We start from the raw sequence: 25,653 nt of genomic DNA, 5'->3' as shown, positions 1-25,653 counted from the left end.
CCTCCCCGCCACTTCACTCCGCCGCCGGCTGGTAGATCTCCCCGCCGGATTCGCGGAACTTCGACGACATCTCCGCCATGCCCGACTCCGCGGCCTCGCGGATTTCCTGGGTGATCTTCATGGAGCAGAATTTCGGCCCGCACATCGAACAGAAATGCGCGGTCTTGGCGCCTTCCGCCGGCAGCGTCTCGTCGTGGTAGGCCATCGCCGTGTCGGGGTCGAGCGACAGGGCGAACTGGTCGCGCCAGCGGAACGAGAAGCGGGCCCGCGACATGGCGTCGTCGCGTAGCCGGGCCGCCGGGTGGCCCTTGGCGAGGTCGGCGGCATGGGCGGCGATCTTGTAGGCGATGACGCCGGCCTTCACGTCGTCGCGGTCGGGCAATCCCAGATGCTCCTTCGGCGTGACGTAGCAGAGCATCGCCGTGCCGAACCAGCCGATCATCGCCGCGCCGATGGCGCTGGTGATGTGGTCATAGCCGGGCGCGATGTCGGTGACCAAAGGCCCCAGCGTGTAGAAGGGCGCCTCGCCGCACAGCGCCAGCTGCTTTTCGACATTGTGCTTGATCTTGTGCATGGGCACATGGCCCGGCCCCTCGATCATCACCTGGACATCGCGGGCCCAGGCCAGCTTGGTCAGCTCGCCCAGCGTCTCCAGCTCGGCGAACTGGGCGGCGTCGTTGGCGTCGGCCTGGCTGCCCGGCCGCAGCCCGTCGCCCATCGACAGCGCCACGTCATAGGTGCGGCAGATCTCGACGATGTCGGCGAAATGATCGTAGAGGAAATTCTCGCGGTGATGGGCCAGGCACCATTTGGCGATGATCGAGCCGCCGCGCGACACGATGCCGGTCACCCGCTTGGCCGTCAGCGGGATGTGGGCCAGCCGCAGCCCGGCATGGATGGTGAAATAGTCGACGCCCTGCTCCGCCTGCTCGATCAGCGTGTCGCGGAACAGCTCCCAGGTCAGATCCTCGGCCTTGCCCTTGACCTTCTCCAGCGCCTGGTAGATCGGCACCGTGCCGATGGGAACCGGCGAATTGCGCAGGATCCATTCGCGGGTCTGGTGGATGTCGGCACCGGTGGACAGATCCATCACCGTGTCGGCGCCCCAGCGGATCGCCCACACCATCTTCTCCACCTCCTCCTCGATCGAGGAGGTCACGGCGGAGTTGCCGATGTTGGCATTGATCTTGGTCAGGAAGTTGCGGCCGATGATCATCGGCTCCGATTCGGGGTGGTTGACGTTGGACGGGATGATCGCCCGCCCGCGCGCCACCTCGTCGCGCACGAACTCAGGCGTGATGAAATCGGGAATGTCGGCACCGAAATCCTCGCCGTCCCTCGCCGCCTCAAGCGCCGCGGCACGGCCGAGATTCTCGCGGATTGCGATGTATTCCATCTCGGCCGTGACGATGCCGGCGCGGGCGTAGGCCATCTGGGTGACCGCGACGCCACCCCGGGCACGCAACACGTCGCCGGCCGCCATCTTGCCCGCGGTCGCCTCGACATCGCCGCGCGCCAGGATCCAGTCGCGGCGGTGCCTGGCCAGCCCGGCCCGCACGTCGATGGCGACCTGATCGTCGGTGTAGGGGCCGGAGGGGTCATAGACGGCCAGCGGCGGCTCGCCGCCGGACAGCGCGATCTCGCGCAGGGCGACGCGCAATTCGGGAAAGCGGGTGCCGGGCACATGGATTTTCCGCGACGACGGCAGCGGGCCGGTCGAGATGCGGACAGCGGATTCGTTGAAGTCCTTGGGCATTGGGTTTCTCCGTCGGAGGTGGGCGGACAAACCCGGGACTGCGGACGGAGGTGCGGTGTCTTCGTGCTGGCCCTTCCCCGATGAGGGGATGGATGCGGCAGGCCGGGGCCGGATGCGGCCCGTCACGAGGTCCCTCCCTTCGCCGGTATGACCCGGATCAGGTTCAAAGGGTCACCACGCTGCCGCCGGGCGCCTGTCGCGCCGTCCGGCCGTTGGTATCTCAGCCCCCTGTCGGGACCCCCCTGGAATGCGCCCATCCTGCCGGGCCGGGCGCGGCCTGTCAAAAGGAAAGAACCGCAGACGATCCGCCTGCCATATTGTGGAAATCGCCGGCTACATCCAGCGCTTCAGCCGCACATAGATCATCGGCAGCAGCGCCGACAGAACCATCAGCAGCAGGGCCGAGGGATAGCCGAACGGCGAGTCCGACCCCGGCATGTCACTGAAATTCATGCCGCCGATGCTGGCGACCAGGGTCGGCGGAAACAGCAGCACGGTCAGGACCGACACGATCTTGACGATCTCGTTCTGCTCGACATTGATCTGGCCCAGCGCGGTGTCCAGCGCCAGGGCCACCTTGCCGGCCAGGAAGCGGGCATACTGGTCGAGCCCGCGCAGATCCTGCAGCGCGGTCTTGGCCCAGCGCCGCGTCGCCTTGCCGGAGTTCCAGCCGTCGCCGCGCGCCAGGAAATCGGTCATGCGGGTGAGGCTGGCCAGGCTGACCCGCGCCTTGCCGATCAGATGCCCGGCATGGCCGATTCGCTTCAGCGTCTGCGAATCGTCCAGCGTCTCGCCGCGCGAGCGCAGCTTGCGGCCACGGAAGAAGCGGCGGTTCAGCACGTCCAGCTCCACCCCCGTCCGCCGCAGCACGGCGGAGGTGCGGTCGACCATGCCGTCGACCAGCGCCGCCAGCACCAGCTCCCCGCGCGACGCGGCGACCTGCCCATGGGTGGCGCGGCGGCGGAAGGCGAGCAGGGCCTGCGGGTCGATGTCATGGATGGTGACCAGCCGCCGCCCGGCCAGCACGAAGCTGACGGTCGCGATGCGCGGCTCGTCGGTATCGGCCCAGACCAGCGCGGTGACGGTCATGGTCAGCACTCCGCCGGTGACGCGCAGCCGGCTCGACTCCTCGATCTCGGCCATCTGCTCCCGGGTCGGCAGGCTGGCGCCGATCAGCGCCTCCGCCCGCGCCAGCTCGTTGGCCGTCGGGTTGATCAGGTCGAGCCAGACCGCGGCCTCGGGCAGCGGTGCCGCCTCGTCGGTGGCCTCCCGCGCCCAGCGCAGCAGACCGCCGTCATTGACGAAGATATGCAGCAAGGGTGCGCTCCTTGCGAAATTGGCAGGACTCGGCAGGACTTGGCAGGAAACGGGGCTCCGGACGGACGGGGCCTGCCCCCTCGTCACCGGGAAAGGGCGGTCAGGTCACCCGGCCGCCCCGCCGCGGCTTGGCAGGGGTGGGGGTGGGGGTGGGGGTGGGCTCGGGTGATGCCGGCTCGCCGTCCAGATCCAGCGCCGCGCCTTCCGCCTTCAGCGCCTGTTCCAGCTTGCGGCGGAAGGCGCCGCCGTCATCCCGGGCATCGAGGAAATGGCCGACCGCTTCCTTGGCCGCGTCGCTGTCGTAAGGGACCTTGCCGAACACCGCCAGCTTGGCACGCTCCACCAGCTTGGGGTCCATCCGGTCGCGGATGGCCTTCATCTGGCGGAGCAGTTCCTTGCGCAGGTCGCTCATCGGCTTCCTCCCCTACGGCCGGCCTCCTGCGGTTGGCCGGTTTCCCCCCTATATGGGCCGTCAGGCCTTGCCGATCAGGGTGCCGGCACCGCCCTCGGTGAAGATTTCCAGCAACAGCGCGTGCGGAACGCGGCCGTCCAGGATGACCGCGGCGTCGACGCCCTGTTCGACCGCGCCGATGCAGGTCTCGATCTTCGGGATCATGCCGCCGGACGCGGTGCCGTCGGCGATGGCCTTGTGGGCATCCTCCAGCGACATCTTCTCGATCAGGATCTTGTTCTTGTCCAGCACGCCGGCAACGTCGGTCAGCAGGAAGAAGCGCGCCGCCTTCACCGCCGCCGCGACGGCGCCGGCCGCCGTATCGGCATTGATGTTGTAGGTGTCGCCGTTCACGTCGAAGCCGACCGGCGCGATCACCGGGATGATGTCCGACTGGGCGAGCGCATGCAGGATCTGCGGGTTCACCTTGTAGGGCTCGCCGACGAAGCCGAGGTCCAGCACCCTCTCGATGTTGCTGTCGGGGTCGCGCTGCACGCGCTCCAGCCGGCGGGCGATGATCAGGTTGCTGTCCTTGCCCGACAGGCCGACGGCCCGGCCGCCGGCGCTGTTGATGGCGGCGACGATCTGCTTGTTGATCGAGCCGGCCAGCACCATCTCGACCACCTCGACCGTCTCCTTGTCGGTGACGCGCAGGCCGTCGATGAAGCTCGACTTGATCTTCAGCCGCTCCAGCATCTGGCCGATCTGCGGGCCGCCGCCATGGACGACCACCGGGTTGATGCCGACCTGCTTCAGCAGCACGATGTCGCGCGCGAACAGCTCCGCCAGCCCGGCGTCGCCCATGGCATGGCCGCCGTACTTGATGACGAAGGTGCTCCCGGCATAGCGGCGCATGTAGGGCAGCGCTTCGGACAGGGTACGGGCCTTGGCGAGCCACTCGTCACGGGTGGGAGTCTGCACGGGAGGATGCCCTTTGTCGGGGTGGACGGTTGGGCTTCTTTAACGGAAAGGCCGGCCGGTTGCCTAGGGGGCAATTTAACGGCCGGACCCGCCCAGCGCCACCCCCTCCGTCTTCGCCGGCCGCCATCGTCCGGCCAGCCGGGTCATCGGCTGGGTCAGGGCGGTCACCGTCACCGCCATCAGCACCATCGCCGAGAAACAGGAACCGGACAGCACCCCCGCCTCCAGCAGGACGGTCAGCACGATGACCTCCATCAGCCCCTTGCAGGGCATCAGCGTGCCGAGCCGGAGCGCGTCGGGCCAGCTCTCCCCGGTCAACCGGGCGGGCCAGGCGGTCCCCGCCATCTTGCCGGCCAGCGTGACGAGGCTGGCCAGCCCGAACACCGCCCATTGCGCCGGGTCGTCCAGCGTCAGCGTCACCTTCAGCCCGGTCAGGGTGAAGAAGAAGGGCAGCAGGATCAGGGTGGAGAAATGCTCCAGCCGGTCCAGGATCGCCGCGGCGAAGCGGCGCGGCATCGCGGTGCCGGCGATGAAGGCGCCCAGGATGTAATGCAGCCCGATCAGTTCGGTCACCGCGGCCGAGGCCAACAGCGCCGCACAGGTGACGACCACCGCGGTGTCGCCCATCCGCCCGTCCGGCGCCACCCGTTCCAGCAGCCGGTCGAGCAACGGGCGGACCGCCAGCACCGTCACCCCGACATAGGCGAAGCCCAGCAGCGCCACGGTGGCGACCGCCCAGCCCTTGCCGCCATCTCCACCGGCCCCGCCCCCGGCGCCCCCATCTCCGGCCGTCCAGGCCAGCACGGCGGTGATCAGCAGCCAGAGCAGCGCATCGTTCACGGCGGCATAGCCCAGCGCCAGCCGGCCCACCCGATCGCCGAGCAGGCCCATCTCGCGCAGGATGGCGCCCAGCACCGGCAGCGCCGTGACCCCGACGCAGATGCCGAAGCCGGCGGCGAACAGGCCCGGCGTGGCGCGCGGCCCGGTCATGGCCGGAAAGGCGCCGGCCAGCCACCAGCCCAGTGCGCCGCCCAGCAGCGTGGGCACCAGCATGCTGGACAGCGCCACGGCGGCGAAGGCGCCGCCCCGGCCACGGAACTCCGCCGGATCGAGATGCAGGCCGGTCAGGAAGGCGAAGAACACCACCGCCATCAGCGCCAGCCCGGACAGCGGCGCCAGGGCCGCCGGAGCGAACAGCACCCCCCACAGGTCGGGCGCCAGCCGGCCGAGCAGCGACGGGCCGAGCGCCACCCCGAACAGGATCTGGATCACCACCATGGGGGCGACATGCCGCCCGCCGCCGAGACGCCACAGCAGGAACGGCCCGCCGATCAGCAGCAGCGACTGCAGGAGGAACAGCAGCGCGGGTGACGGTCCGGCCATCGCCGCCTTCTTCCGCTCAGTCGACGGCGAGTGCGAGCGCCGCCAGGCTGGCGCGCAGCTCCGCGATGCCGGTGCCCTTTTCCGAACTGGTGACATGGATGTCGGGGAAGGCGGCCGGATGCTTCTTCAACCCCAGCTCCGTCGCCTTGCGCACCTTGTCCAGCTCCACCGGCTTCACCTTGTCGGCCTTGGTCAGCACGACGACATAGGGCACGGCGGTGCGGTCCAGCATGGCCATGATCTCGTCGTCGTTGGGCTTCAGCCCATGGCGCGCATCGATCAGCACCAGCGCCCGGCGCAGGGTGACGCGGCCGCGCAGGAAGCGGCGGACCATGTCGTTCCACGCCTCCACCTTCTCCTTCGATTCCTTGGCATAGCCGTAACCGGGCATGTCCACCAGCTTCAGCCGGTCGCCAAGGTTGAAGAAGTTGAGCTGCTGGGTGCGGCCCGGCGTGTTGGAGGTGCGGGCCAGCGTCTTGCGCCCGGTCAGGGCGTTGACGAGGCTGGATTTTCCGACATTCGAGCGGCCGGCGAAGGCGACCTCCGGCAGGTCGGCTTCCGGCAGCTGGTTCAGCGCGTTGGCGCCCCAGACGAAGTCGCACTCCTTGGCGAACAGCAGTCGCCCGGCCTCCAGCGCGGCCTCGTCGAAGCCGGAGACGATGCTGGGGGTGACGGCGGTCGGCTTGTCGGAGGTGGTCATGGCGGGCGCTCGCGTTTGGATGGGCTGAAAAAACATACCGCCGGCAAGGGCCCGTCAAGGGTCTTTGCCGGCGGCAGGTCTGGAAAAGCGGGCCTGGAAAAGCGGGCCTGGGAATGCAGGCCCTGGGAGGCGGATCGGAACCGGAGGCTCAGACCTTCACGCCCATGCGCTTCATGATGGTCCATTGCTGCAGGACCGACAGGGTGTTGTTCCAGGCCCAGTAGATCACCAGACCGGCCGGGAAGCCGGCGAGCATGAAGGTGAAGATGATGGGCAGGAACTGGAACACCTTCTGCTGGACCGGGTCCGGCGGTGCCGGGTTCATCTTCTGCTGGAACCACATGGTCACGCCCATGATCAACGGCCACAGGCCGAGATGCAGCATGGTCGGCGGGCTCCACGGGATCAGGCCGAATGCCGTGAACAGGTTCGTCGGATCGGGCGAGGACAGGTCGTGGATCCAGCCGAAGAACGGCGCATGCCGCATCTCGATGGTCACGAACAGCACCTTGTAGAGCGCGAAGAAGACCGGGATCTGGATCAGGATCGGCAGGCAGCCGGACACCGGCGAAACCTTCTCGCGCTTGTACAGCGCCATCAGCTCCTGGTTCATGCGCGCCTGATCGTCGCTGAACTTCTCGCGCAGCTCCTGCATCTTCGGCTGCAGCGCCTTCATCTTGCTCATCGCCTGATAGGACTTGTTGGCGAGCGGGAAGAAGACGGCCTTGACGCAGACGGTCAGCAGCAGGATGGCGAGGCCGAAGTTGCCGAGCACCTGGCCGAAGAAATCGAGCGCGTAGAAGAAGGGCTTGGTCAGGAAGTAGAACCAGCCGAAATCGATGGCGAGGTCGAAGTTCTTGATGTTCAGCTTTTCGGAATAGGCGTCGAGCAGCTTCACCTGCTTGGCGCCGGCGAACAGGCGCCCGGTGTTCTCGGCCGACGCGCCGGGGGCGATCGTGACGGGAGCACCCATCGTGTCGGTCTGGTAGCGGTCGGTGTTGGCGACCTGGTTGTAGAGGAAGCGCGCGGTGACCTTCTCGTTCGGGTCGGGCACCAGCGAGACCAGCCAGTACTTGTCGGTGATGCCGACCCAGCCGCCGGTCGTCTCCTTGGAGATCGAGCCGGCCTTGCGGACGTTGTCGTAATTCTCCTCGGTCAGCGAGCCGTTGAAGACGCCGAGCGGGCCCTCATGCAGGATGTAATAGCCCGACGTGTGCGGCGTGCCGCTGCGCGACACCAGGCTGTAGGGCAGCAGGGTGACCGGGGCCGCGCCGGTGTTGCGCACCGTCTGCGTCACCGTGAACATGAAGTCGGGGTCGACGGCGAACTTGCGCTCGAACACCAGACCCTGGCCGTTGTCCCAGCTCAGGGTCAGCGGCTTGGCCGGGGTCAGCTCGGCGCCGTCGGCGGTCCAGCGGGTGGTCGCGGTCGGGGTGGCGATGCCGGCGCCCTGCGGCACCCAGCCGAACTCGGCGTAATAGGCGGCGGGCGTGCCGGCCGGGGCCAGCAGCACGATCTCCGGGCTGCCCGGCTCCGGCGTCTCGTGATACTGGGCGAGCGTCAGGTCGTCGATGCGGCCGCCGACAAGGTTGACCGAGCCGTGCAGGGCCGGGGTGTCGATCTTCACGCGCGTGCCGGCCGCAAGCTGCTCGGCGAGCAGGACGGGACGCTCCTTCGCGACCTCGGCCATGCCCTGGGGGGCCATGCCGGGGGGCTGCTGGGCAGGGACGCCGGGGGCCGGCACCGGCACCGACTGCTCCGTCTGGGCGGCCTGCTGGGCGGCGAGTTGCTTCTGCTGCTCCACCCGAGGCTTCTCGTAGAAATACTGGAAGCCCAGAAGGATGGCGATCGACAGGGCAATCGCGATGATGAGGTTGCGTTGGTCGGTCATGGCGTCCCGGTTGCCGTGGGGCCTTTGGAAGAAGGGCGGCGTGTGCGCGGCCTTGTTACGGCTTTTCGCCGGGCTGGGCAACCGCCGCATGCCCTTTTTCCGGAGCGCCGCAGCGATGCGGCGTCGCCGCAGCCTGCGCCGCCACGGGATCGGGCACGGGATCCCAGCCCGACCCGCCCCAGGGATGGCAACGCCCGAGCCGGCGCAGCGTCAGCCATCCCCCCCGGATGGCTCCGTGCTTTTCCAGCGCGTCGATGGCGTAGCAGGAGCAGGTCGGCTGGAAACGGCAATGCCAGCCCACGAAGGGCGACAAGGTCCAGCGATAGAGATAGACGAGCGCGCGGAGCAGATGCGCGAGAGGGCTGAGGCCCGCGATGCGAAACATGACGTCGCGGCCTCCCTACCTCTCCACCGGCCCCTCCGCCTCACGCCACAGGCCGAGGCGTTTCAGCGCGGCGGTCAGGTCGCCGATCAGGTCGGGCCATGGCCGCTCGGCCGTGTCGCCGCGGGCGACCAGCACGAAATCATGGCCGGGCGCGGCATGGACGGACAGGATCTGCCGCGCCGCCTCACGCAAACGGCGGCGGGCGCGATTGCGCACCACCGCGTTGCCGACCTTGCGGCTCGCCGTCAGACCGAGACGGATGCGCTGCTCGCCATCGGCGGGCCGCTGCCTGTCGTCGTGCCGGCGCACCTGGAGGATCAGGCCGGGCGCCACATGCTTGCGGCGGGTCCCGGCCACGGCCAGAAATTCCGGCCGCCGCATCAGGCGCCCGACCCGTTGGTCCGGCGGCGCCATCGCGGGAATCAGGCGCTCAGAACCTTGCGGCCGCGGGCGCGGCGGCGGGCGATCACCTTGCGGCCGCCGACGGTGGCCATGCGGGCGCGGAAGCCATGGCGGCGCTTACGCACGATTTTGGAGGGCTGGAACGTGCGCTTCATGGCGCCTACTCCTTAAGCTTTGCTGGTGGTGACGGGAAGAAGACGCCCGGCCGGAAGGCCGGGCGCCGAATCTATGAACCTGGAACGAACGCGAAGGCGCCTTACTCGGCAGCCCGGCGGCCGTTGACCATGCCACGGCCGGTGGTGCGCTCGGCGATTCGGGCGGCCTTGCCGCGCAGATCGCGCAGATAGTACAGCTTGGCGCGGCGGACGGCGCCCTTGCGGACCAGCTCGATCGAGTCGATGCGCGGGGAGTACAGCGGGAACACGCGCTCCACGCCCTCGCCGTAGCTGATCTTGCGGACGGTGAAGGAGCTGTTCAGGCCGGCGTTCTTGCGGGCGATCACGACGCCCTCATAGGCCTGGACGCGCTCGCGCGTGCCTTCCACGACCTTGACGTTGACGCGCACGGTGTCGCCCGAGGAGAAGACCGGGATCTTCTTGTCGCCCAGGACCTTCTCGATATGCTCCTGCTCGAGCTGCTGCAACAGGTTCATAGCACTACCCCTTTTCTATCGGTGCGCCTCGCGGCGGACCGTCACTCCGGTTTCGGGTCGCGCCGGCGAGCCTGCCGCCGACCCTTGTTCGTAACGTTTTTCGCCGGACGCCCCGCCTGGTAGAGCGACCACAGGTCCGGCCGTCGGGCCTCCGTGATCGCCTCCGCCTCGGCAAGCCGCCAGGCCTTGACCTTTCCGTGGTGGCCGGAAAGCAGAACCTCCGGCACCGCACGCTCCACACCCTGCCCGTCGGTCCAGACCGCCGGCCGGGTGTAGTGGGGGTATTCGAGCAACCCCCGTTCGAAACTCTCTTCCCCCGCCGTCTCCACGTTGCCCATGACGCCGGGGAGCAAGCGCACCACGGCATCGATCAGGCTCAGCGCAGCGGGTTCTCCGCCGGACAGCACGAAATCCCCGAGGCTGACCTCTTCGAGGCCGTGCGCATCGAGGACCCGCTGGTCCACCCCTTCGTACCGGCCGCAGAGCAGCGTCACCACCGGGGTGGCGGCCAGCTCCTTGACCAGTTCCTGGTTCAGCACCCGTCCGCGAGGCGACAGATAAATCGCCCGGCCGCGTTCCGGTGCCCCCACAGGCCCCGCCGTCGCAGTCAAAGCCGCGTCCAGCACATCGGGCCGCATGACCATGCCGGCCCCTCCGCCGAAGGGGGTGTCGTCGACGGAGCGGTGTTTATCGCGCGCGAACGAGCGAATGTCCACCGATTCCAGCGCCCAGACTCCATTTTCCAACGCCTTGCCGGCCAGCGACTGGCCGAGCGGCCCCGGAAACATTTCCGGGAACAGCGTCAGAACCTTGACCGTCCAGACGCGCGGGCCGTCGGCGCCGTGGTTCACGGCCCCTCCTCCCCGCTGTCGCCTTCCCCCTCCTCCGTCCCGTCACCGGAGCCCTCGCGGGCTTCGATCACCGCCGGAAGATCGACGACGACGCGGCCGGCCCGGACATCCACCACCGGCACGCAGGCCTTGGAGAAGGGAAGCATCTCCAGGGCACCGCTCGCGATGCGGATCTCCAGCATGTCGCCGGCGCCGAAATCGTAGACCGCCTTCACCGTGCCGTAGAGGGTTCCGTCGGCGAGTTCCGCACGCAGGCCGATCAGGTCGGCATGGTAGAACTCGTCCCCGTCCTCCGTCTCCGGCAGGGCGGCGCGGTCGACGTAGAGCCGCACCCCCGCCAGCGCCTGCGCCTGCTCCCGGCTCGTCACCCCGTCGACCTTGGCCAGGAAATTATCCTTGACCATGCCCTGGAGCGTCACCGTGAAGCGGCGGGCGCCGGCTTCGTCCGTCAGCGGGCCGTAGGCCATCACGTCGGCGGGCTCGGCGGTGAAGCTGCGCAGCTTCACCAGCCCCCGCACGCCGTGCGATCCCGCGAACTGGCCGACACAGATTTTGGCGGTCATCGAAGGAACACCCGGCACGTCGTCACGACCTCAACCCTGCGGGCCATCAGGCCCACCCTCACCCTTGTCAGCCTTCGGCGGCAGCCGCGGCGGCGGCGGCCTCGGCCTTCAGACGCTCCTGCGCCTTGGCCTTCGGAGCCGACTGCTTCGGGGTCTCGCGGAAGGCGGGCTTCTCGATCAGGCCGGCGTTGGCCAGGAACAGGACGACGCGGTCCGTCGGCTGGGCGCCGACCGACAGCCAATGCTTGGCGCGCTCGGCGTTCAGGATGATGCGCTGCTCATGCTCGCGCGGCAGCATCGGGTTGTAGGTGCCGATCTTCTCGACGAAGCGGCCGTCACGCGGGCTGCGGGCGTCCGCGACGACGATCGAGTAGAACGGACGCTTCTTCGCACCACCGCGAGCCAGACGAATCTTCAGAGCCATTGGTCGAAACTTTCTCTTCTCAAGTCAAACGATTACAGGTGAGTTCGATCACAGGTGATTATTCAGGGCGGGAGGATCACCCGAAGGGGCCCTTCCCGCCGAAGCCGCCCAAGCCTTTCGGCAACAGGTTGCCGAGGCCGCCGCGCAGCATCCCCTTCTTGCCCAGCTTCTGCACCTGCTTCATCATTCCGCGCATGGTCTCGAACTGCTTCAGCAGCTTGTTGACCTCCTGCACCGAGGTGCCGGAACCGGCGGCGATGCGCTTGCGGCGCGAAGCCTTGATGATGTCGGGGGTCTTGCGCTCCGCCTTGGTCATCGAGGAGATGATCGCCTCCTGGCGCTTGATCATCCCGTCGTCGATGTTGGCGTCCTTCATCTGGTCCTTGATCTTGCCGATGCCCGGCAACATCCCCATCAGGCCGGACATGCCGCCCATCTTGCGAAGCTGCTTCAGCTGCATCGCCATGTCGTCAAGGTCGAAGCCCTGGCCCTTCTCCATCTTGCGGGCGAGCTTCTCGGCCTCGTCCTTGTCGATGGTCTCGACGGCCTTCTCCACCAGCGACACCACGTCGCCCATGCCGAGGATGCGGCCGGCGATGCGGTCGGGGTGGAAGGGCTCCAGCGCGTCGATCTTCTCGCCGGTGCCGAGCAGCTTGATCGGCTTGCCGGTGATCTGGCGCATCGACAGGGCGGCGCCGCCGCGGGCGTCGCCGTCGATGCGGGTCAGCACGATGCCGGTGATGCCGACCTTGTCGTTGAAGTTGGTGGCGACGGTGACGGCGTCCTGGCCGGTCATCGCGTCGGCGACCAGCAGCGTTTCCGCCGGCTTCGTCGCGTCGCGGACCGCCGCGACCTCCGCCATCAGCTCCTCGTCGATCGAGAGCCGGCCGGCGGTGTCGAGCATCACCACGTCGTAGCCTTCGAGACGGCCGGTCTCCATGGCGCGCCTGGCGATGGCGACCGGATCCTGGCCCGGGACGATGGACAGCGTGGCGATGCCGGTCTGCTCGCCGAGAACCTTCAACTGCTCCTGGGCGGCCGGACGGCGGACGTCCAGCGAGGCCATCAGGACCTTCTTGCGCTCCTTGGTCTTCAGGCGGAGCGCGATCTTGGCGGTGCTGGTGGTCTTGCCGGAGCCCTGCAGGCCGACCATCAGGACCGGCACCGGGGCGGCGGCGTTCAGGTTGATGTCGGCGCCCTCGCCCAGCATCTCCACGAGGTTGTCGTGGACGATCTTGATGACCTGCTGGCCGGGGGTGACGGACTTCAGCACCTCCTGCCCGACGGCGCGTTCCTTCACCTGGGCGACGAACTGCTTGACGACGGGCAGCGCGACGTCGGCCTCCAGCAGCGCCACGCGAACCTCGCGCAGCGCGGCGGAGACGTCCTCCTCGCTCAGCGCGCCGCGGCGGCGCAGCTTGTCGAAGATGTCGCCCAGGCGTCCGGTCAGGCCTTCGAACATGCGGTTGTCGATTCCCAGGTTACGGAACAGGTTTCATGGCCGCCATCCGCACAAGCACGAAAGCGCCAGTGCGCGACACTCGCGGACTGGCGGAGATACCCGGCATGGGGCCGGGGTACCCGGTCTATCGGCTTGGCGGAAGACAGGTCGGCGGAACATAGGGAAAGCGATGCCCTGAGTCAACCGCCGCAATGTCCGGTCTTGAGGCTATCCCAAGGTCTGGCCCAAGGTCTGTCTTGCCGGGTTGCGGTTATCGCTCCCACACTTGTCACATGTTCCCGGCTCTTAATGAAATTTTGTCGACTTGTTGCCATCATGGATAACCCACTCGAATAAGGTATGCCGGCGATGTCGTCCGCCCAGGGCTTCGGCTCCAACAGCCCGCGAACCAAGCTGAACCAGAGCCAGCTCAACGCGATCCTGTTGCGGCATCAGGCCTTCCGCAAGAGCCAGCCCGGCGGCGTGCGCGCCAACCTGAAGATGCGCGACCTGTCGCATCTCGACCTGTCGGGCATCGACCTGTCGGACGCCGATCTGTCGGGCGCCAAGCTGTTCAGTGCGCGGCTGACCGGCGCCAACCTCGTCAACGCCAACCTCTATGCCGCCGACCTGCGGCTGGCCAACCTGGAGAAGGCCGACCTGCGCCGGGCCGACCTGCGCGGCGCCTGCCTGCGCGGCGCCGTGCTGAGCGAGGCCATCCTGGTGGAGGTCGACCTGCGCGACGGCACGCTGCTGCATTACGACGCCAGCGGCGAGATGTTCTCCCACCAATACGAGGACTCGGTGCTGACGTCGGAGCTGACGGCGGCGACGATCCGCGGCGCCGACCTGTCGCGGGCGAAGGTCGCCAACGCCTTCGTCATGCAGACAGACCTGACCGACGCCATTCTGCGCGGCACCAAGTTCATGCGCGCCAACCTGACCGGATCGAACCTGACCGGCTGCGACCTGACGGATGCCGACCTGACGGAGGCGAACCTGTCGGGCGCCAAGCTGTCGGGGGCGGTGATGACCGGCTGCGCCATCAACCGGACCAACTTCTCCGGCGCCACCCTGATCGGCGCGATCCTGGACGCGGCGCAGCTGCGCTCGCCCAACATCCAGGCGGCGGTCCTGGCCAAGACGCTGGAGAATCCGGAAGACGACCTGCGCGACATCCTGATGGAGCATCTGGCCTGGATCGAAAGCGGCGGCAAGGCGGGCAAGCGCGCCGACCTGTCGGCGCTCGACCTGTGCGGGCGCAAGCTGGACGGCATCAACCTGTCGGCGGCGATCCTGCAATGCGTCGCCCTGCGGGGGGCCACGCTGGCCGGTGCGTCGATGGCGATCGCCGACCTGTCGCTGGCCGACCTGCGCAAGGCCGACCTGTCGAACGCCGATCTGCGCGGGGTGAATTTCGAACGCGCCACCCTGACCGGGGCCAACCTGACCGGCGCCCAGCTCGGCCCGGTCCATATCCAGACCATGAGCGGCCATGTCTGGCGCGCCAACCTCCAGCGCGCCCGGCTCGGCATGGCGCTGCTGTGCAAGGCCGACCTGCGCAAGGCCAATCTGGCCGGCGCCAATCTGGCGGGCGCCGACCTGACCGGCGCCAATCTGGCCGAGGCGGATTTGACCGGGGCCGACCTGACCGGGGCGATGCTGGAAGGCGCCATGTTCGATCAGGCGATCGTCGAGGAGGCGATCGGGCTGGAGTTCTGACCCCGCGCTTCAGGCCGGAGCGCTTCAGGCCGGAGCGCCTCAGCTCGGCGGCCCGCCCCGCTTCGCCACCCAGTCGCCGGAGCTGTAGACGGTGCGGACATGGTGGACCAGCAGGTTGCGGGCATCGATCAACTGCCCCATCCGCTCCCGGCAGGCGACGATGCCGGTGTCGGGATGATAGACCGGCGCCAGCTCGCGGAACCGCCGCCGCACCTGCTCCTCGTCGAAGCACCATTGATTGACGAAGCCGAACAGCTGGGCGGCGTCGCGCACCTCGGTGATGCGGCCGTCCAGCGGCTGGAAGGACAGCCGTTGCAGCGCATGGGCCAGGGTCTTGTTGCGGTAGCCCAACGTCTCCACCGCCGCCTCCAGCCGGCGGACGTCGTCGCCAGCCAGGATGCGGGCGCCGGGATCGGCCAGCGCCAGCGCGGCGGCCAGCGCCTTGCGGATCGTCTGGTCGGAAGCCCCATCGGGAACGGCCGTCGCGCCGACCTCCAGCAGCGCTTCGCCACCGGCATCGCGCACCCCCGGATCGTCGGCGGCGGCGGGCGCCAGCAGCAGCGCGGCGGCGGCGAGATCCGGCACGCCGACCCGGCGCACCGCGGCGAGTTCCAGCACCGCGGCATGGAACGCGGCGCCGCAGGGGACGCTTCGGCCGGCCGTGGCGGCGGGACGGGACTCTTCCGGTGCGGTCATGGTCGGCGCCAACGCTTGGTGGAAGCGGGAGCGAGTCTACGCAATCGCCGGAATCGCCGCAACCGCCCGGATGGGCTGGGCGATCTCAGCGTGCCTTCGCCGCGCCCGCCTTGGCCGGCAGCTTGTCGAGCAGCTCGGCGATGTAGGCGCTCTCGTCCTTGCCGGACATGGCGGCGAAGCCCTTCAGCATCTGGCTGCCGAAGGTGAAGACACCGGTGAGGTCGATGCGCCAGGTTCCGCCCTCGCGCACGAAGTCGGCGGGGACCAGCGCCGGCCGGTTGTCGACCATCAGCAGGCCGGAAGCGCGGTCGCCCCTCACCCGCACCGGCCCGAGCGCGCTGCGGGCAACGACGTTGGGGCCGAGCCAGCCGGCCTTCAGCGCGTGGTTGGCGATGTCGCCGACCGACATGCGGCGCAGCTCGGACGGGCCGAGATGACGGCGCAGCCCCATGGCGGCAAAGCGTTCCGCCGGTTCCAGCCGCTGCAACGGCGCGTCGCCGGGCTGGCGGGCGGCGTCGCGCACCGTTTCCAGCGTCTTGACCGAGTTGCGGGTGAGCAGCGGGATCACCGCCGATCCCCGCCTTTCGGCCAGTGCCGTTCGCGCGGCGTCGAAGGTCGCGGCGACGTCGCGCTCCTCCGGCGTTTCGCGCGGCGGGGCGGCGAAGCCGGTGGATGCTGCGATCAGGATGACGAAGAAGGCGAGGAAGGCGACACGCATGCCGGCAATAACCCGAATAGGGTGAGGAACGTCACGCCTTCGCCTCGACGCCGAAGAATTCGAGCTGCCAACGCATCTCTTCGTCGGTCATCGGATAGTGCGTGCCGTCCCGAGCATTAAGCGCGGTTTTTGGCGGAATCTGGGCGAGCCGCAACTGGACCTGCCGGGCGAAGCGCATGGTGAGCCCGGCACGCCACACCAGCGCGGTCACGGCGCGGGGCGCATGGGTGGCGACGATCCGGTCAACCACCGGCAGCGGGATCTGCGCCAGCTCCGCGAACGCGGCCAGGACGAAGCCACGGTCGCCTTCGATCATCGAGCCCTCGATCAGTTTCTCGGTCAGCTTGCCTTCCTTGTTCAGGCGCGCCGCCTTGTCGCTGGGCCGCTCCACCGGCTTTTCCGGCCCGGCGGCCACCGCCGCCGTCTCGCCGAAATCGACCGGGCCTTGCGGCAGGCCGGTCGTCGCCCCGGCCGCCTGCCCCACCCGCTGGCGCACCGCCTCCACCAGCCCGCGCGCCGCCCCGGGCTCGAGGTCGTCGCGATCCTGCAGGACCTTCAGCAGGCTGTCGGCGACGAAGCTGGCAAGCCGGGCCACCGCGCGGGCCGGCAGGCGCGGACGCCGCACCAGGGGCGAATGCCACGGCTCGTGCTGCGGCGCCTGATCGAGGATGCGGTCCAGCGTCTCCTCGCGGATCTGGGCCGACGGGTTGCCGAGCAGCGTCGTCACCGCCGCCTCGTCGTCCGAACGCGCGATGGCGTCCGCGACCGACGCGGTGACGTTCTGCCGGCTGGCGATGGCGGTCATCGCACCGCGCACCGGCCCCCGCAGGATGATGTCGGTCAGATCCTCTTCGGTGAGGATCTGCGAATGCTGCAGGACAGGCGCGCAGACCGACAGCTCGACGTCGCGGGCCAGCCGGTTGATGAGGCCGTGCGGGGCGTTGGGCAGGTCCTTCAGCGCCTCCGCCAGGATGCCGCGCACCTCCGACGCCTGGTCGCGGGCCAGGGTTTCCAGGCACTCCACCGTCAGCCGCTCGATCTGCGTCGCCTGGTCGGCCGTCAGTTCCGGCAACAGGCGGGCGATCTTCCGCGCCACCGCCCGGCGCACCATGACCTCGCGGTCCTTGGCCAGCAGCAGGTCGGCCTGCCGCGGGGTGCCGGCATTGGTGGCGATGGCGCGCCGCACCTCGGCCGCCGCGTCGGCGGCGAGGAAATACAGCAGCTCCGGCCGGGTCTTTGGGTGTTCGGCGACCTTCCGGCGAACCGCCGGATCCTCGCTCTGCACCATCCGCTTGGCGGATTCATAGTCGGCGGGGTCGAGCGTGTCGGGACGCGCGGTCACGGGGCGGACTCCGCAACAGGGATGTCGGTGGACTGGACGGGCGCCGGGACCGGCAGATGGTCGTCTGGCGGATGGCCGTCTGGCGGATGGCTGTCTGGCGGATGGTCGGGAGCCAGCGCGTAATGCCCCTTGCCGCTCTTCTTGGCGTCGTACATGGCGGCGTCGGCACGGTCGGTCAGTTCCCGCACCGTCTCGCCGCGGCCGGGGACGTGGATGGCGATGCCGATCGACAGTCCCAGCGGCTTTTCCGGGCCGGCCGACAGATGGAGCAGGTCGCGCATGCCATTGAGCAGCCGCTCGGCGACGACGCGGGCCTTCGACTGGTCGGCACGGCCGAGCCACAGGACGAACTCGTCGCCACCCAGCCGGCCCGGCAGGTCGCCCGGCCGCACCCCGGTGGTCAGCAGCGTGCCGACCGCCTTCAGCACCCTGTCGCCCTGCTGGTGGCCGTGCAGGTCGTTGACCGCCTTGAAGTTGTCGAGGTCGACATAGAGCAGGGCGGACGGCCCGCTGTCCGGCCGGGAGATCGATTCCTCCAGCCGTTCGAAGAAGGTGCGGCGGTTGAACAGGCCGGTCAGCCCGTCGCGCTCCGACAGGCGGCGCAGCCGCTCCTGGTAGGCGAGATGGGCATGGGCGATGCCGATATGGTCGGCCACGCCAGACAGCACATGGCGGTCGTCGTCGTCCCACGGCTCCGAATCGGCGGCGCGCCAGACCAGCAGGGCGCCGTTCACCACCTGCCGGTATTCGGTGCGCTCGCCGATCAGCTGCACGCTGCCCAGCCGGTCGACCAGCAGATCCCCGCTCCCGGCGATGCGGTCGAGCAGCGCGCCGCCGAGCTCCGGCTGCTCCGCCCCGAACGCCGCGACCAGCGACAGGGAGACACGCCCGCCGCCGGTGCCGCCGCTCCCTTCGTCCGCGCGGTAGATGCGGCAGCCGTCGGCGCTGAGCGCCCGCGCCGTCTCGGTGGCGGCCACGGCCAGCGCCTCCGCCGCGTCGAGCCGGTCGCGCAGGGTGTGGACGATATGGCCCAACAGCCGCTCGCGGTTGCGGATGCGCGCCAGCTCGTTGGAGCGCAGCACCTGTTCCGTCACCTCGCGGCAGACGCCGCGCGCGCCCATCCAATTCCCCTGGACCCCGAACAGCGGCAGGGCGGAGGCGACGACGCAGGCCGGCCGGCCGTCGGCGGCCTTCAGCCACAGCTCGACCTGGTCGACCGGGCGCCGGCAGTCGAAGGGCATCGGCAGGGCATCGGCCTCGTCCAGCGCCAGGTCGCGCGGGTCGCGTCCGATCAGCGCATCGGCCGGATAGCCCAGCGCCCCCTTGTGGCTGACGAAGACGAAGGCGCCGTCCGGCCCCGTTTCCCATGCGAAATCGGAGGAGACCTCGACCAGATCCTTGTAACGCCGCCGCGACTCGGTCAGCGTGTGGCGCAGCTGCCGCTCCAGCGTGTCGTCGCGGCCCAGCAGCAGGAAGCCGCCGTCGGGCAGCGGCACGCCGGCCCATTCGACGATCATGATCCCGCGCAGCGACTCCACCGGCACCGAGCGCAGGCCCGGCGCGACGCTGAACGCCGACAGCCATGTGCGCAGGTCCGGCAGCCAGCGCGGGTCGCTGTCCATCATGTCCTCCGCCTCGGCATTGGCTTCGACGACGGCAAGCGCCGGATCCAGCCGCAGGGCCGGGCCGGGATACAGCGCAACCAGCGTCGCGGAGCCGGCCGAATCGGCGGCGGGCGTGGAGGAACCGGAGGTCAGAAGCAGGTCCACGGCAAACTCAAGGACGGTCTCGGGGACGATCTAAAGGGCTGATCCAATCCAAAGGGCTGATCCAATGCGCGATCCCGACCGGGCGACCGCGTCCGGCGAGGAGCAGGCCGGTGGAAAACCTTAGGCTGCAAACCTTCATATGGTCTGGTCTATGCTACCCCTTCGGGGATTAATCTTCAATCAACCAACGATGAGGGACGGCCCCTGGGAAGATTGATCGGAGTCTTTACCATAGCGGCAGCCGCCGGTCCCCGCCCGGCCCCAACCGCGCCCGCGACCATGTGAAGCGTCTTGCGGCCGGTTCGCGTCGGCCCCATTCTCTGGGGCATGACCGTCCCGACCTCCCCCGCCGTTCCGGCTGCCGAATCCGCGGCCCCCGCCACCGCGCTGCGCGACCGCGCCGTGTGGATCTTCGACCTCGACAACACGCTCTATCCGGCGTCCTGCAACCTGTTCGCCCAGGTCGACCGCCGGATCAACGAGTTCATCGCCGGGCATTTCGGCCTCGGCCTGGACGAGGCGCGGGTGCGGCAGAAGCGGTTCTTCCGCGACTACGGCACCACGCTGCGCGGCCTGATGGTGGAGCACGACGTCGATCCCGTCGCCTACATGGACTATGTCCACGACATCGACGTCGCCGGCGTCCAGCCCTCGGCCCTGCTGGCCGGCGCGCTCGACCGGCTGCCGGGCCGCAAGATCATCTACACCAACGGCTCGGTCCGCCATGCCGAGAATGTCGCCGGCCGGCTGGGCATCCTCGACCGGTTCGAGGCGGTGTTCGACATCGCCGCCGCCGGCTTCGTGCCGAAGCCCGATCCCCGCCCCTATGCCACGCTGGTGGAGCGCCACGGAATCGACCCGGCGGACGCCTGCATGGTGGAGGACATCGCCCGCAACCTCGCCCCCGCCCATGCGCTGGGCATGACCACCGTCTGGGTGCGCGGCGAGCAGGAGTACGAGAAGGCGGGCGTCGGCGCCGGCATCCACATCGACCATACCGTGGACGACCTGCCGTCCTGGCTGGCGGCGGTGGCGGGAGCGGTGGCGGGAACCGGGGCGGGAGCGGGGGCGGCGGCATAGCGCTTTCCCGCAAACCCGGCGCGGTTGACAGGGGTGCGGCCCGGCTCCATGGTGCCGTCCCCTGGACCATCGACAGCCGAACGACCGCGACATGAGCCACGCCAGCCTGCAAGCAACCATCGACGCCGCCTGGGACGACCGGGACGGCCTCAACACCGCCACCACCGGCCCCGTCCGCGACGCCGTGAACGCGGCGCTCGACGCCCTCGACGCCGGCGACCTGCGCGTCGCGGAGAAGACCGCGGACGGCTGGAAGGTCAACCAGTGGCTGAAGAAGGCGGTGCTGCTGTCCTTCCGCCTGAACGCCAACGAGATGATCCCCGGCGGCCCCGGCGGCTCCTCCTGGTACGACAAGGTGCCGCCGAAGTTCGAGGGCTGGAGCGAGGCCCAGTTCCAGAACGCCGGCTTCCGCGCCCTGCCCGGCGCCATCGCCCGCAAGTCGTCCTACGTCGCCCCCGGCGTCATCCTGATGCCGAGCTTCGTCAATGTCGGCGCCTATGTCGACAGCGGCACCATGGTCGACACCTGGGTCACCGTCGGCTCCTGCGCCCAGATCGGCCGGAACGTCCACCTGTCGGGCGGCGTCGGCATCGGCGGCGTGCTGGAGCCGCTGCAGGCCGACCCGGTCATCATCGAGGACAACTGCTTCATCGGCGCCCGCTCCGAGATCGTCGAGGGCGTGATCGTCGAGGAGGGCGCCGTCGTGTCGATGGGCTGCTACATCGGCGCCTCGACCAAGATCATCGACCGCCACACCGGCGAGGTCTTCACCGGCCGCGTCCCGGCCTATTCGGTCGTCGTCCCCGGCTCGCTCCCCGGCAAGCCGCTGCCCGACGGCACCCCGGGACCGAGCCTGTACTGCTGCGTCATCATCAAGCGCGTCGACGAGAAGACCCGCTCGAAGACCGCGATCAACGACCTGCTGCGGGACTGACCTGCCTAGAAGCCCTCTCCCGCCTCACGCATGATGTCCGTGCAGGAGGCGGGAGAGGGGCCAGCATTTGCGAACCCGGACACCCCCCATGACCATCGACCCCGTCGCCCTCGCCCAGGACCTGATCCGCTGCCCCAGCGTCACGCCGCGCGACGACGGCGCGCTCGGCGTGCTGGAGGCGGCGCTGGCGCCGATGGGCTTCACCTGCCACCGCCTGCGCTTCCAGCAGGAGGGGACGGAGCCGGTGGAGAATCTCTACGCCCGCCTCGGCACCGCGGGGCCCAATTTCTGCTTCGCCGGCCATACCGACGTGGTGCCGCCGGGCGAGCGCAAGGGCTGGACGGTGGATCCCTTCGCCGGCGCGGTGATGGGCGACCGGCTCTACGGCCGGGGTGCGGTCGACATGAAGGGGGCGGTCGCCGCCTTCGTCGCCGCCGTGTCCCGCCGGCTGGAGGACGGGCCGCCGGCCGGCTCGATCAGCCTGCTGATCACCGGCGACGAGGAGGGGGTGGCGATCAACGGCACCCGCAAGGTGCTGGAGTGGATGGCCGAGCGGGGCGAGCGGATCGACGCCTGCATCGTCGGCGAGCCGACCAACCCCAAGGCGCTGGGCGACATGATCAAGATCGGCCGGCGCGGCAGCCTGAGCGGCTTCCTCACCGTGTTCGGCGCCCAGGGCCACGTCGCCTACCCGCATCTGGCCGACAACCCGCTGCCGCGGCTGGTCCGCATGCTGGCCGCCGTCACCGAGCAGCCGATGGACGAGGGCACGGCGCATTTCCAGCCCTCCACCCTGGCGCTGACCACCATCGACGTCGGCAACAAGGCCACGAACGTCATCCCGGCCCAGGGCAAGGCGACCTTCAACATCCGCTTCAACGACGCCCACACCCCCGAAAGCATCGAGGCGTGGCTGCGCCGGACCTTCGATGCCGTCGGCGGCGCCTATGAGCTGGAGATCTACCGCTCCGGCGACAGCTTCGTCACGCCGCCCGGCCCGCTGACCGAGCTGGTGGCCGATGCTGTGGAGCGGGTGACCGGGCGCCGGCCGGACTATTCGACCACCGGCGGCACGTCCGACGCCCGCTTCATCAAGAATGTCTGCCCGGTGGTCGAATTCGGGCTGGTCGGCCAGACCATGCACAAGGTCGACGAATATGCCGGGGTGGACGACATCCGCAAGCTGACCGCCGTCTACGAGTCCATCCTGAAGGACGTGTTCACCCGGCTGGGCGGGTAAGGACCGGGTGAGACCGCAAACCGAGGCCGGACGATGCCGTTGACCACGCCTGCGATCCTGTCGGCGCTGACCGGCGCCTACCGGCTGGCCCGCTTCGACCGGACGGGGATGGAGTTCTTCGACCGCACGCCGGACGGAGCGCTGCAGTCCTTCTACGCGGCGCTGGTGGTGCTGCCGGCCTATGCGCTGCTGCTGGCGGTCCGGCTGTGGGACCAGCTGGCCGACACACCGGTCCTGCAGCTGGTGACGGTGGAGGCCATCGCCTACGTCGTCAGCTGGACCGCCTTCCCGCTGGCCCTGTTCCGCATTTCCGCGCTGATGGGCAAGGACCAGCTCTATCCCGGCGCGCTCGCCGCCTACAACTGGTCGGCGGTGGTGCAGATGGCGATCTATCTGCCGACCATCCTGCTGTCGGTCAGCGGCCTGCTGCCGCCGATGCTGTCCGAGGCGATGGTGTTCGGCGTGATGATGGCGATGCTGACCTATCAATGGTTCGTGCTGCGCACCGCCCTGTCGCTGTCCGGGCTGGTCGCCGCGGCGCTGGTGCTGCTCGACCTGTTCCTGTCGGCGAGCATCAGCGACCTGGCCGACGGGATGCTGTGAGGCTCTGTCGGCCCCCTCCCCATCCCTCCCCCGCGTTCCGCGGGAGAGGGGGTAGGAGCTTTGCGAGAGTGCAGCGGAGTTCCCTCTCCCGCAAAGCGGGGGAGGGTTAGGGAGGGGGCAACCAGCCCCACCCCCCCATCACCCCTGCGTGCTGACGCCCGCCTCGGCGAAGGTCGCCATGCCGGCGTGGCAGGCGACGGCCGACTTGACGATGTTGATCGCCAGCGCCGCACCGGAGCCTTCGCCCAGCCGCATGCCGAGATCCAGCAGCGGCTCCTTGCCGATCGCCTGCATCAGGCGGGTGTGGCCCGGCTCGACCGAGCGGTGGGCGACCATGCAATGGTCGAGCGCGCGGCGGTCGGCCTTGAACAGAACCGCGGCCGCCGCGGTGCAGGCGAAACCGTCGAGCAGCACCGGCACGCGGGCGACGCGGGCGGCCAGGATGGCGCCGGCGATGGCGGCGAACTCGTAGCCCCCCAGGCAGCGCAGCGTCTCGAACGGGTCGTCCTTGGCCTGCGGGTTGGCGGCGACGCCGGCCTCCACCGCGGCGATCTTGCGGGCCAGGCCGGCGTCGTCGATGCCGGTGCCGCGGCCGGTCCAGTCGGCCGCCTCGCCGCCGAACAGCGCGAGGCACATCGCCGCCGCCGAGGTCGAGTTGGCGATGCCCATCTCGCCCAGCGCCAGCAGCTGCACGCCCATCTCCACCGCCATCATGCCGTAGGCCATGGTGCGGCAGCACTCTTCCTCGCCCATGGCCGGGCCCTGGGTGAAGTCGGCGGTCGGGTTCTCCAGGTCCAGCTCATAGACGCGCAGGTCGGCGTCGGCCACCTCGCACAGCCGGTTGACCGCGGCGCCGCCATTCTGGAAGTTGGCGACCATCTGCGCCGTCACCTCGGCCGGGAAGGCCGAGACGCCGCGGGCAGCGACGCCGTGGTTGCCGGCGAACACGGCGACGCGCGGACGGCGCAGGTCGGCCGGATGCTCGCCCTGCCAGGTCGCCATCCACTGCGCGATCTCCTCCAGCCGGCCGAGCGAGCCCGGCGGCTTGGTCAGCTGCCGTTCGCGCTGGAGGGCCGCGGTGCCGGCCTCCAGATCAGGGCCGGGCAGGTTGCGCACGAGCGCGCGGATTTCCTCGAAGGTGACGGCGGGCTGCTGGTTGCTCATGATCGGTCCTGAGGGGTGAGCGCCAAAAACGGCGCGACCTTGCACCCATCCGCCCCTCAAGTCAAAGCGGCAGCGTAGGGCATTTTGACCCTTCCGCGTCCGGTATCGCCCGTTCCGGCCCGCTCTCCGCCCTGGCTCAAGCCGCCTTGCCGACCGCGGCCGTCCCGGCCGCTCCGGCGGTCGCTGTGGCCACCGGCGTCGCCGATTCCAGCCCGATGATCCGTCCCAGCCCCAGGCCGAAGCCCATGGCGACGCCGGTGTCAGACTGGTCGGTGCGCACCGGCTCGTCGCGCATGCGGCGATGCTCCTTGTCGCGCTGGCGGGCCGGGCGGCCGCTGACGCTGTCGACCTCGTCCGGTGTCTCCAGCGCGTTCAGCGCCAGCACCTGATAGATCGACAGCGGCGTGCCGTTCAGCGCCTTGGCCGGGGCCATCGGCACCTGGGTGGTGAAGCCGTCCGGCATGTCCTGCCTGCGCACCGCATCGGTGGCGACCTGGGACGGGGCGAAACTCGCCAGCGGGTTCTCGGAGAATTTCGTGGCGAAGCGGTCGTAGATCTCCTTCAGCGACTTCGCCTTGCCGGTGGCCTTGTCGTAGAAGACGTTCTTGTTGGCCGCCGCCGCGTCGGGGAAGACGTCGCGGGCGCTGCGGCCCGGATTGTCCTGCATCGCGTTCAGGAACTTGGACGCGCCGCCGGCCCCCAGGAAATGCGCCATGTACAGCTCGGTCGAGCCGATCTTGCCGTCCACCGTCTCCTCCAGATACTCCTTGTTGTCGCGGGTGTATTCCGCGGCCATCAGGGCGGATGCGGTGGGATCCTTGCGCAGCTCCAGGATCTCCTTCTTCATCTCCGGGTCGGCGACATAGGGGCGGCCGTCGCCGCGGGTCTGGATGGCGCTGGCATATTTGCCATAGCCGTGGTCGGCGCCATGCTCCTTCATCGTCTGCAGCCAGGTGCTGTCGATGAACTGGTAGAGCCCGGTCGCCGAGGAGGAGGAGGACTTTATGTCCGTGCGGTACCCGCTCTCCACGGCAGCTTTTTCCATGAGGTAGGAAAAATCGACCCCCGTCTTCGCGCTGGCATTGCGCACGGCGGCTTCCACGTTGGCCGGCCCCTGGGAGGCGCGGGCCTGCCGGGCGGCGGTGTCGCTGGGGTTGCCGAGGGCGGAAGCGTAGGTCATGGGTCGATCCCCGTATAAAGGCCCCGATGGGAGGCTTCCCGATCCATGCAGATCGCGTGCCAATCTGA

The 25,653-nt window shown here is 69.3% G+C and carries 26 protein-coding genes and 1 riboswitch; of the genes, 5 read left to right on the top strand and 21 right to left on the bottom strand.

The genetic code is table 11. The features are described 5' to 3' along the window. Positions 1–13: 13 nt before the first annotated feature. From thiC to ffh, 15 genes are all read right to left on the bottom strand, one after another. Positions 14–1,756, bottom strand: a complete 1,743-nt coding sequence (thiC, locus tag ABMY26_RS16300; protein ID WP_372398281.1) for a phosphomethylpyrimidine synthase ThiC — start codon at positions 1,754–1,756, stop codon at positions 14–16. Positions 1,757–1,886: 130 nt separating this feature from the next. Then, positions 1,887–2,004, bottom strand: a riboswitch (TPP riboswitch). A gap of 85 nt (positions 2,005–2,089) precedes the next feature. Continuing rightward, positions 2,090–3,073 carry a magnesium transporter CorA family protein gene (locus tag ABMY26_RS16295; RefSeq protein ID WP_372398280.1) on the bottom strand — a complete coding sequence of 328 codons (984 nt, stop codon included), beginning with the start codon at positions 3,071–3,073 and terminating at the stop codon, positions 2,090–2,092. A 100-nt stretch (positions 3,074–3,173) separates the two neighbouring features. Then, positions 3,174–3,485 (bottom strand): hypothetical protein, encoded by a 312-nt coding sequence (locus ABMY26_RS16290; RefSeq protein WP_372398279.1) that lies wholly within the window; start codon positions 3,483–3,485, stop codon positions 3,174–3,176. A gap of 60 nt (positions 3,486–3,545) precedes the next feature. Continuing rightward, entirely contained in the window at positions 3,546–4,445 is a 900-nt protein-coding gene (gene argB / locus ABMY26_RS16285; protein WP_372398278.1) for an acetylglutamate kinase, read from the bottom strand. A gap of 75 nt (positions 4,446–4,520) precedes the next feature. Further along, complete coding sequence (locus tag ABMY26_RS16280) at positions 4,521–5,828, bottom strand: cation:proton antiporter (protein ID WP_372398277.1); 1,308 nt, start codon at positions 5,826–5,828, stop codon at positions 4,521–4,523. A gap of 16 nt (positions 5,829–5,844) precedes the next feature. Next, on the bottom strand, positions 5,845–6,528 hold the full coding sequence (gene yihA / locus ABMY26_RS16275) for a ribosome biogenesis GTP-binding protein YihA/YsxC (protein ID WP_372398276.1): 684 nt from the start codon (positions 6,526–6,528) through the stop codon (positions 5,845–5,847). 148 nt (positions 6,529–6,676) lie between these two features. Further along, positions 6,677–8,419 carry a membrane protein insertase YidC gene (gene yidC / locus ABMY26_RS16270; protein ID WP_372398275.1) on the bottom strand — a complete coding sequence of 581 codons (1,743 nt, stop codon included), beginning with the start codon at positions 8,417–8,419 and terminating at the stop codon, positions 6,677–6,679. A gap of 55 nt (positions 8,420–8,474) precedes the next feature. Beyond that, the gene (gene yidD, locus ABMY26_RS16265) at positions 8,475–8,804 is read right to left on the bottom strand and encodes a membrane protein insertion efficiency factor YidD (RefSeq protein WP_045581764.1); all 330 of its coding nucleotides are present in this window, start codon (positions 8,802–8,804) and stop codon (positions 8,475–8,477) included. A gap of 15 nt (positions 8,805–8,819) precedes the next feature. Then, entirely contained in the window at positions 8,820–9,218 is a 399-nt protein-coding gene (gene rnpA, locus ABMY26_RS16260) for a ribonuclease P protein component (protein ID WP_372398274.1), read from the bottom strand. 8 nt (positions 9,219–9,226) lie between these two features. Then, a complete protein-coding gene (rpmH, locus tag ABMY26_RS16255) occupies positions 9,227–9,361 on the bottom strand; it encodes a 50S ribosomal protein L34 (protein WP_012973146.1) in 135 nt (44 codons plus the stop codon). 101 nt (positions 9,362–9,462) lie between these two features. Beyond that, entirely contained in the window at positions 9,463–9,858 is a 396-nt protein-coding gene (gene rplS / locus ABMY26_RS16250) for a 50S ribosomal protein L19 (RefSeq protein ID WP_372398273.1), read from the bottom strand. A 41-nt stretch (positions 9,859–9,899) separates the two neighbouring features. Beyond that, positions 9,900–10,646, bottom strand: a complete 747-nt coding sequence (gene trmD, locus ABMY26_RS16245; RefSeq protein ID WP_372399024.1) for a tRNA (guanosine(37)-N1)-methyltransferase TrmD — start codon at positions 10,644–10,646, stop codon at positions 9,900–9,902. A gap of 59 nt (positions 10,647–10,705) precedes the next feature. After that, complete coding sequence (rimM, locus tag ABMY26_RS16240; protein WP_372398271.1) at positions 10,706–11,272, bottom strand: ribosome maturation factor RimM; 567 nt, start codon at positions 11,270–11,272, stop codon at positions 10,706–10,708. Between the two features lie 67 nt (positions 11,273–11,339). Continuing rightward, positions 11,340–11,696: a 30S ribosomal protein S16 gene (gene rpsP / locus ABMY26_RS16235; protein ID WP_372398270.1), complete on the bottom strand. Its 357-nt coding sequence runs from the start codon at positions 11,694–11,696 to the stop codon at positions 11,340–11,342. A gap of 76 nt (positions 11,697–11,772) precedes the next feature. After that, on the bottom strand, positions 11,773–13,158 hold the full coding sequence (ffh, locus tag ABMY26_RS16230) for a signal recognition particle protein (protein WP_372398269.1): 1,386 nt from the start codon (positions 13,156–13,158) through the stop codon (positions 11,773–11,775). Between the two features lie 348 nt (positions 13,159–13,506). On the opposite strand from ffh, the gene ABMY26_RS16225 reads away from it, so the two are divergent. Beyond that, positions 13,507–14,859 (top strand): pentapeptide repeat-containing protein, encoded by a 1,353-nt coding sequence (locus tag ABMY26_RS16225; RefSeq protein WP_372398268.1) that lies wholly within the window; start codon positions 13,507–13,509, stop codon positions 14,857–14,859. Between the two features lie 39 nt (positions 14,860–14,898). On the opposite strand, the gene ABMY26_RS16220 is transcribed toward ABMY26_RS16225, so the two are convergent. The 4 genes from ABMY26_RS16220 to ABMY26_RS16205 all read right to left on the bottom strand — a co-directional run bounded on the left by ABMY26_RS16220 (position 14,899) and on the right by ABMY26_RS16205 (position 19,384). After that, positions 14,899–15,555 (bottom strand): hypothetical protein, encoded by a 657-nt coding sequence (locus ABMY26_RS16220; RefSeq protein WP_372398267.1) that lies wholly within the window; start codon positions 15,553–15,555, stop codon positions 14,899–14,901. 85 nt (positions 15,556–15,640) lie between these two features. Beyond that, positions 15,641–16,273, bottom strand: coding sequence for a hypothetical protein (locus ABMY26_RS16215; RefSeq protein WP_372398266.1), 633 nt, complete (start codon positions 16,271–16,273; stop codon positions 15,641–15,643). A 31-nt stretch (positions 16,274–16,304) separates the two neighbouring features. Next, positions 16,305–17,615, bottom strand: a complete 1,311-nt coding sequence (locus ABMY26_RS16210; protein WP_372398265.1) for a DUF2336 domain-containing protein — start codon at positions 17,613–17,615, stop codon at positions 16,305–16,307. Then, positions 17,612–19,384, bottom strand: a complete 1,773-nt coding sequence (locus ABMY26_RS16205) for a diguanylate cyclase domain-containing protein (RefSeq protein ID WP_372398264.1) — start codon at positions 19,382–19,384, stop codon at positions 17,612–17,614. The genes ABMY26_RS16210 and ABMY26_RS16205 overlap by 4 nt, the downstream gene beginning before the upstream one ends. Positions 19,385–19,711: 327 nt before the next feature. Between ABMY26_RS16205 and ABMY26_RS16200 the strand changes: the two genes are divergently transcribed. The 4 genes from ABMY26_RS16200 (at position 19,712) to ABMY26_RS16185 (ending at position 23,241) form a co-directional block, all read left to right on the top strand. Continuing rightward, entirely contained in the window at positions 19,712–20,464 is a 753-nt protein-coding gene (locus ABMY26_RS16200) for a pyrimidine 5'-nucleotidase (protein ID WP_372398263.1), read from the top strand. Positions 20,465–20,555: 91 nt separating this feature from the next. Then, positions 20,556–21,398: a 2,3,4,5-tetrahydropyridine-2,6-dicarboxylate N-succinyltransferase gene (dapD, locus tag ABMY26_RS16195; RefSeq protein ID WP_045581753.1), complete on the top strand. Its 843-nt coding sequence runs from the start codon at positions 20,556–20,558 to the stop codon at positions 21,396–21,398. 88 nt (positions 21,399–21,486) lie between these two features. Then, the gene (dapE, locus tag ABMY26_RS16190) at positions 21,487–22,638 is read left to right on the top strand and encodes a succinyl-diaminopimelate desuccinylase (RefSeq protein ID WP_372398262.1); all 1,152 of its coding nucleotides are present in this window, start codon (positions 21,487–21,489) and stop codon (positions 22,636–22,638) included. 33 nt (positions 22,639–22,671) lie between these two features. Next, on the top strand, positions 22,672–23,241 hold the full coding sequence (locus ABMY26_RS16185; protein ID WP_372398261.1) for a hypothetical protein: 570 nt from the start codon (positions 22,672–22,674) through the stop codon (positions 23,239–23,241). Positions 23,242–23,379: 138 nt separating this feature from the next. Here ABMY26_RS16185 and cobT read toward each other — a convergent pair whose 3' ends face one another. Continuing rightward, the gene (gene cobT / locus ABMY26_RS16180; protein WP_372398260.1) at positions 23,380–24,405 is read right to left on the bottom strand and encodes a nicotinate-nucleotide--dimethylbenzimidazole phosphoribosyltransferase; all 1,026 of its coding nucleotides are present in this window, start codon (positions 24,403–24,405) and stop codon (positions 23,380–23,382) included. A 136-nt stretch (positions 24,406–24,541) separates the two neighbouring features. Beyond that, entirely contained in the window at positions 24,542–25,585 is a 1,044-nt protein-coding gene (locus ABMY26_RS16175; protein ID WP_372398259.1) for a hypothetical protein, read from the bottom strand. Positions 25,586–25,653: the final 68 nt, after the last annotated feature.

This window comes from Azospirillum sp. HJ39 (genome assembly GCF_041507355.1).
GTDB classification, from domain to species: Bacteria; Pseudomonadota; Alphaproteobacteria; order Azospirillales; family Azospirillaceae; genus Azospirillum; species Azospirillum thiophilum.
Note: the sequence above shows the minus strand (reverse complement) of the source record. Positions and strands in the feature narration are given on the sequence as shown.

Excerpts from the sequence above, each read along its gene's own strand:
- ABMY26_RS16220 (WP_372398267.1), bottom strand. The coding sequence starts at position 15,555 with ATGACCGCACCGGAAGAGTCCCGTCCCGCCGCCACGGCCGGCCGAAGC.
- rplS (WP_372398273.1), bottom strand. The coding sequence starts at position 9,858 with ATGAACCTGTTGCAGCAGCTCGAGCAGGAGCATATCGAGAAGGTCCTG.
- ABMY26_RS16185 (WP_372398261.1), top strand. The coding sequence starts at position 22,672 with ATGCCGTTGACCACGCCTGCGATCCTGTCGGCGCTGACCGGCGCCTAC.
- yidD (WP_045581764.1), bottom strand. The coding sequence starts at position 8,804 with ATGTTTCGCATCGCGGGCCTCAGCCCTCTCGCGCATCTGCTCCGCGCG.
- trmD (WP_372399024.1), bottom strand. The coding sequence starts at position 10,646 with ATGTTTCCGGGGCCGCTCGGCCAGTCGCTGGCCGGCAAGGCGTTGGAA.
- dapD (WP_045581753.1), top strand. The coding sequence starts at position 20,556 with ATGAGCCACGCCAGCCTGCAAGCAACCATCGACGCCGCCTGGGACGAC.
- ffh (WP_372398269.1), bottom strand. The coding sequence starts at position 13,158 with ATGTTCGAAGGCCTGACCGGACGCCTGGGCGACATCTTCGACAAGCTG.
- ABMY26_RS16225 (WP_372398268.1), top strand. The coding sequence starts at position 13,507 with ATGTCGTCCGCCCAGGGCTTCGGCTCCAACAGCCCGCGAACCAAGCTG.
- ABMY26_RS16280 (WP_372398277.1), bottom strand. The coding sequence starts at position 5,828 with ATGGCCGGACCGTCACCCGCGCTGCTGTTCCTCCTGCAGTCGCTGCTG.
- ABMY26_RS16175 (WP_372398259.1), bottom strand. The coding sequence starts at position 25,585 with ATGACCTACGCTTCCGCCCTCGGCAACCCCAGCGACACCGCCGCCCGG.
- rpmH (WP_012973146.1), bottom strand. The coding sequence starts at position 9,361 with ATGAAGCGCACGTTCCAGCCCTCCAAAATCGTGCGTAAGCGCCGCCAT.
- ABMY26_RS16215 (WP_372398266.1), bottom strand. The coding sequence starts at position 16,273 with ATGCGTGTCGCCTTCCTCGCCTTCTTCGTCATCCTGATCGCAGCATCC.
- dapE (WP_372398262.1), top strand. The coding sequence starts at position 21,487 with ATGACCATCGACCCCGTCGCCCTCGCCCAGGACCTGATCCGCTGCCCC.
- thiC (WP_372398281.1), bottom strand. The coding sequence starts at position 1,756 with ATGCCCAAGGACTTCAACGAATCCGCTGTCCGCATCTCGACCGGCCCG.
- ABMY26_RS16290 (WP_372398279.1), bottom strand. The coding sequence starts at position 3,485 with ATGAGCGACCTGCGCAAGGAACTGCTCCGCCAGATGAAGGCCATCCGC.
- yidC (WP_372398275.1), bottom strand. The coding sequence starts at position 8,419 with ATGACCGACCAACGCAACCTCATCATCGCGATTGCCCTGTCGATCGCC.
- cobT (WP_372398260.1), bottom strand. The coding sequence starts at position 24,405 with ATGAGCAACCAGCAGCCCGCCGTCACCTTCGAGGAAATCCGCGCGCTC.
- rpsP (WP_372398270.1), bottom strand. The coding sequence starts at position 11,696 with ATGGCTCTGAAGATTCGTCTGGCTCGCGGTGGTGCGAAGAAGCGTCCG.
- rnpA (WP_372398274.1), bottom strand. The coding sequence starts at position 9,218 with ATGGCGCCGCCGGACCAACGGGTCGGGCGCCTGATGCGGCGGCCGGAA.
- rimM (WP_372398271.1), bottom strand. The coding sequence starts at position 11,272 with ATGACCGCCAAAATCTGTGTCGGCCAGTTCGCGGGATCGCACGGCGTG.
- yihA (WP_372398276.1), bottom strand. The coding sequence starts at position 6,528 with ATGACCACCTCCGACAAGCCGACCGCCGTCACCCCCAGCATCGTCTCC.
- ABMY26_RS16200 (WP_372398263.1), top strand. The coding sequence starts at position 19,712 with ATGACCGTCCCGACCTCCCCCGCCGTTCCGGCTGCCGAATCCGCGGCC.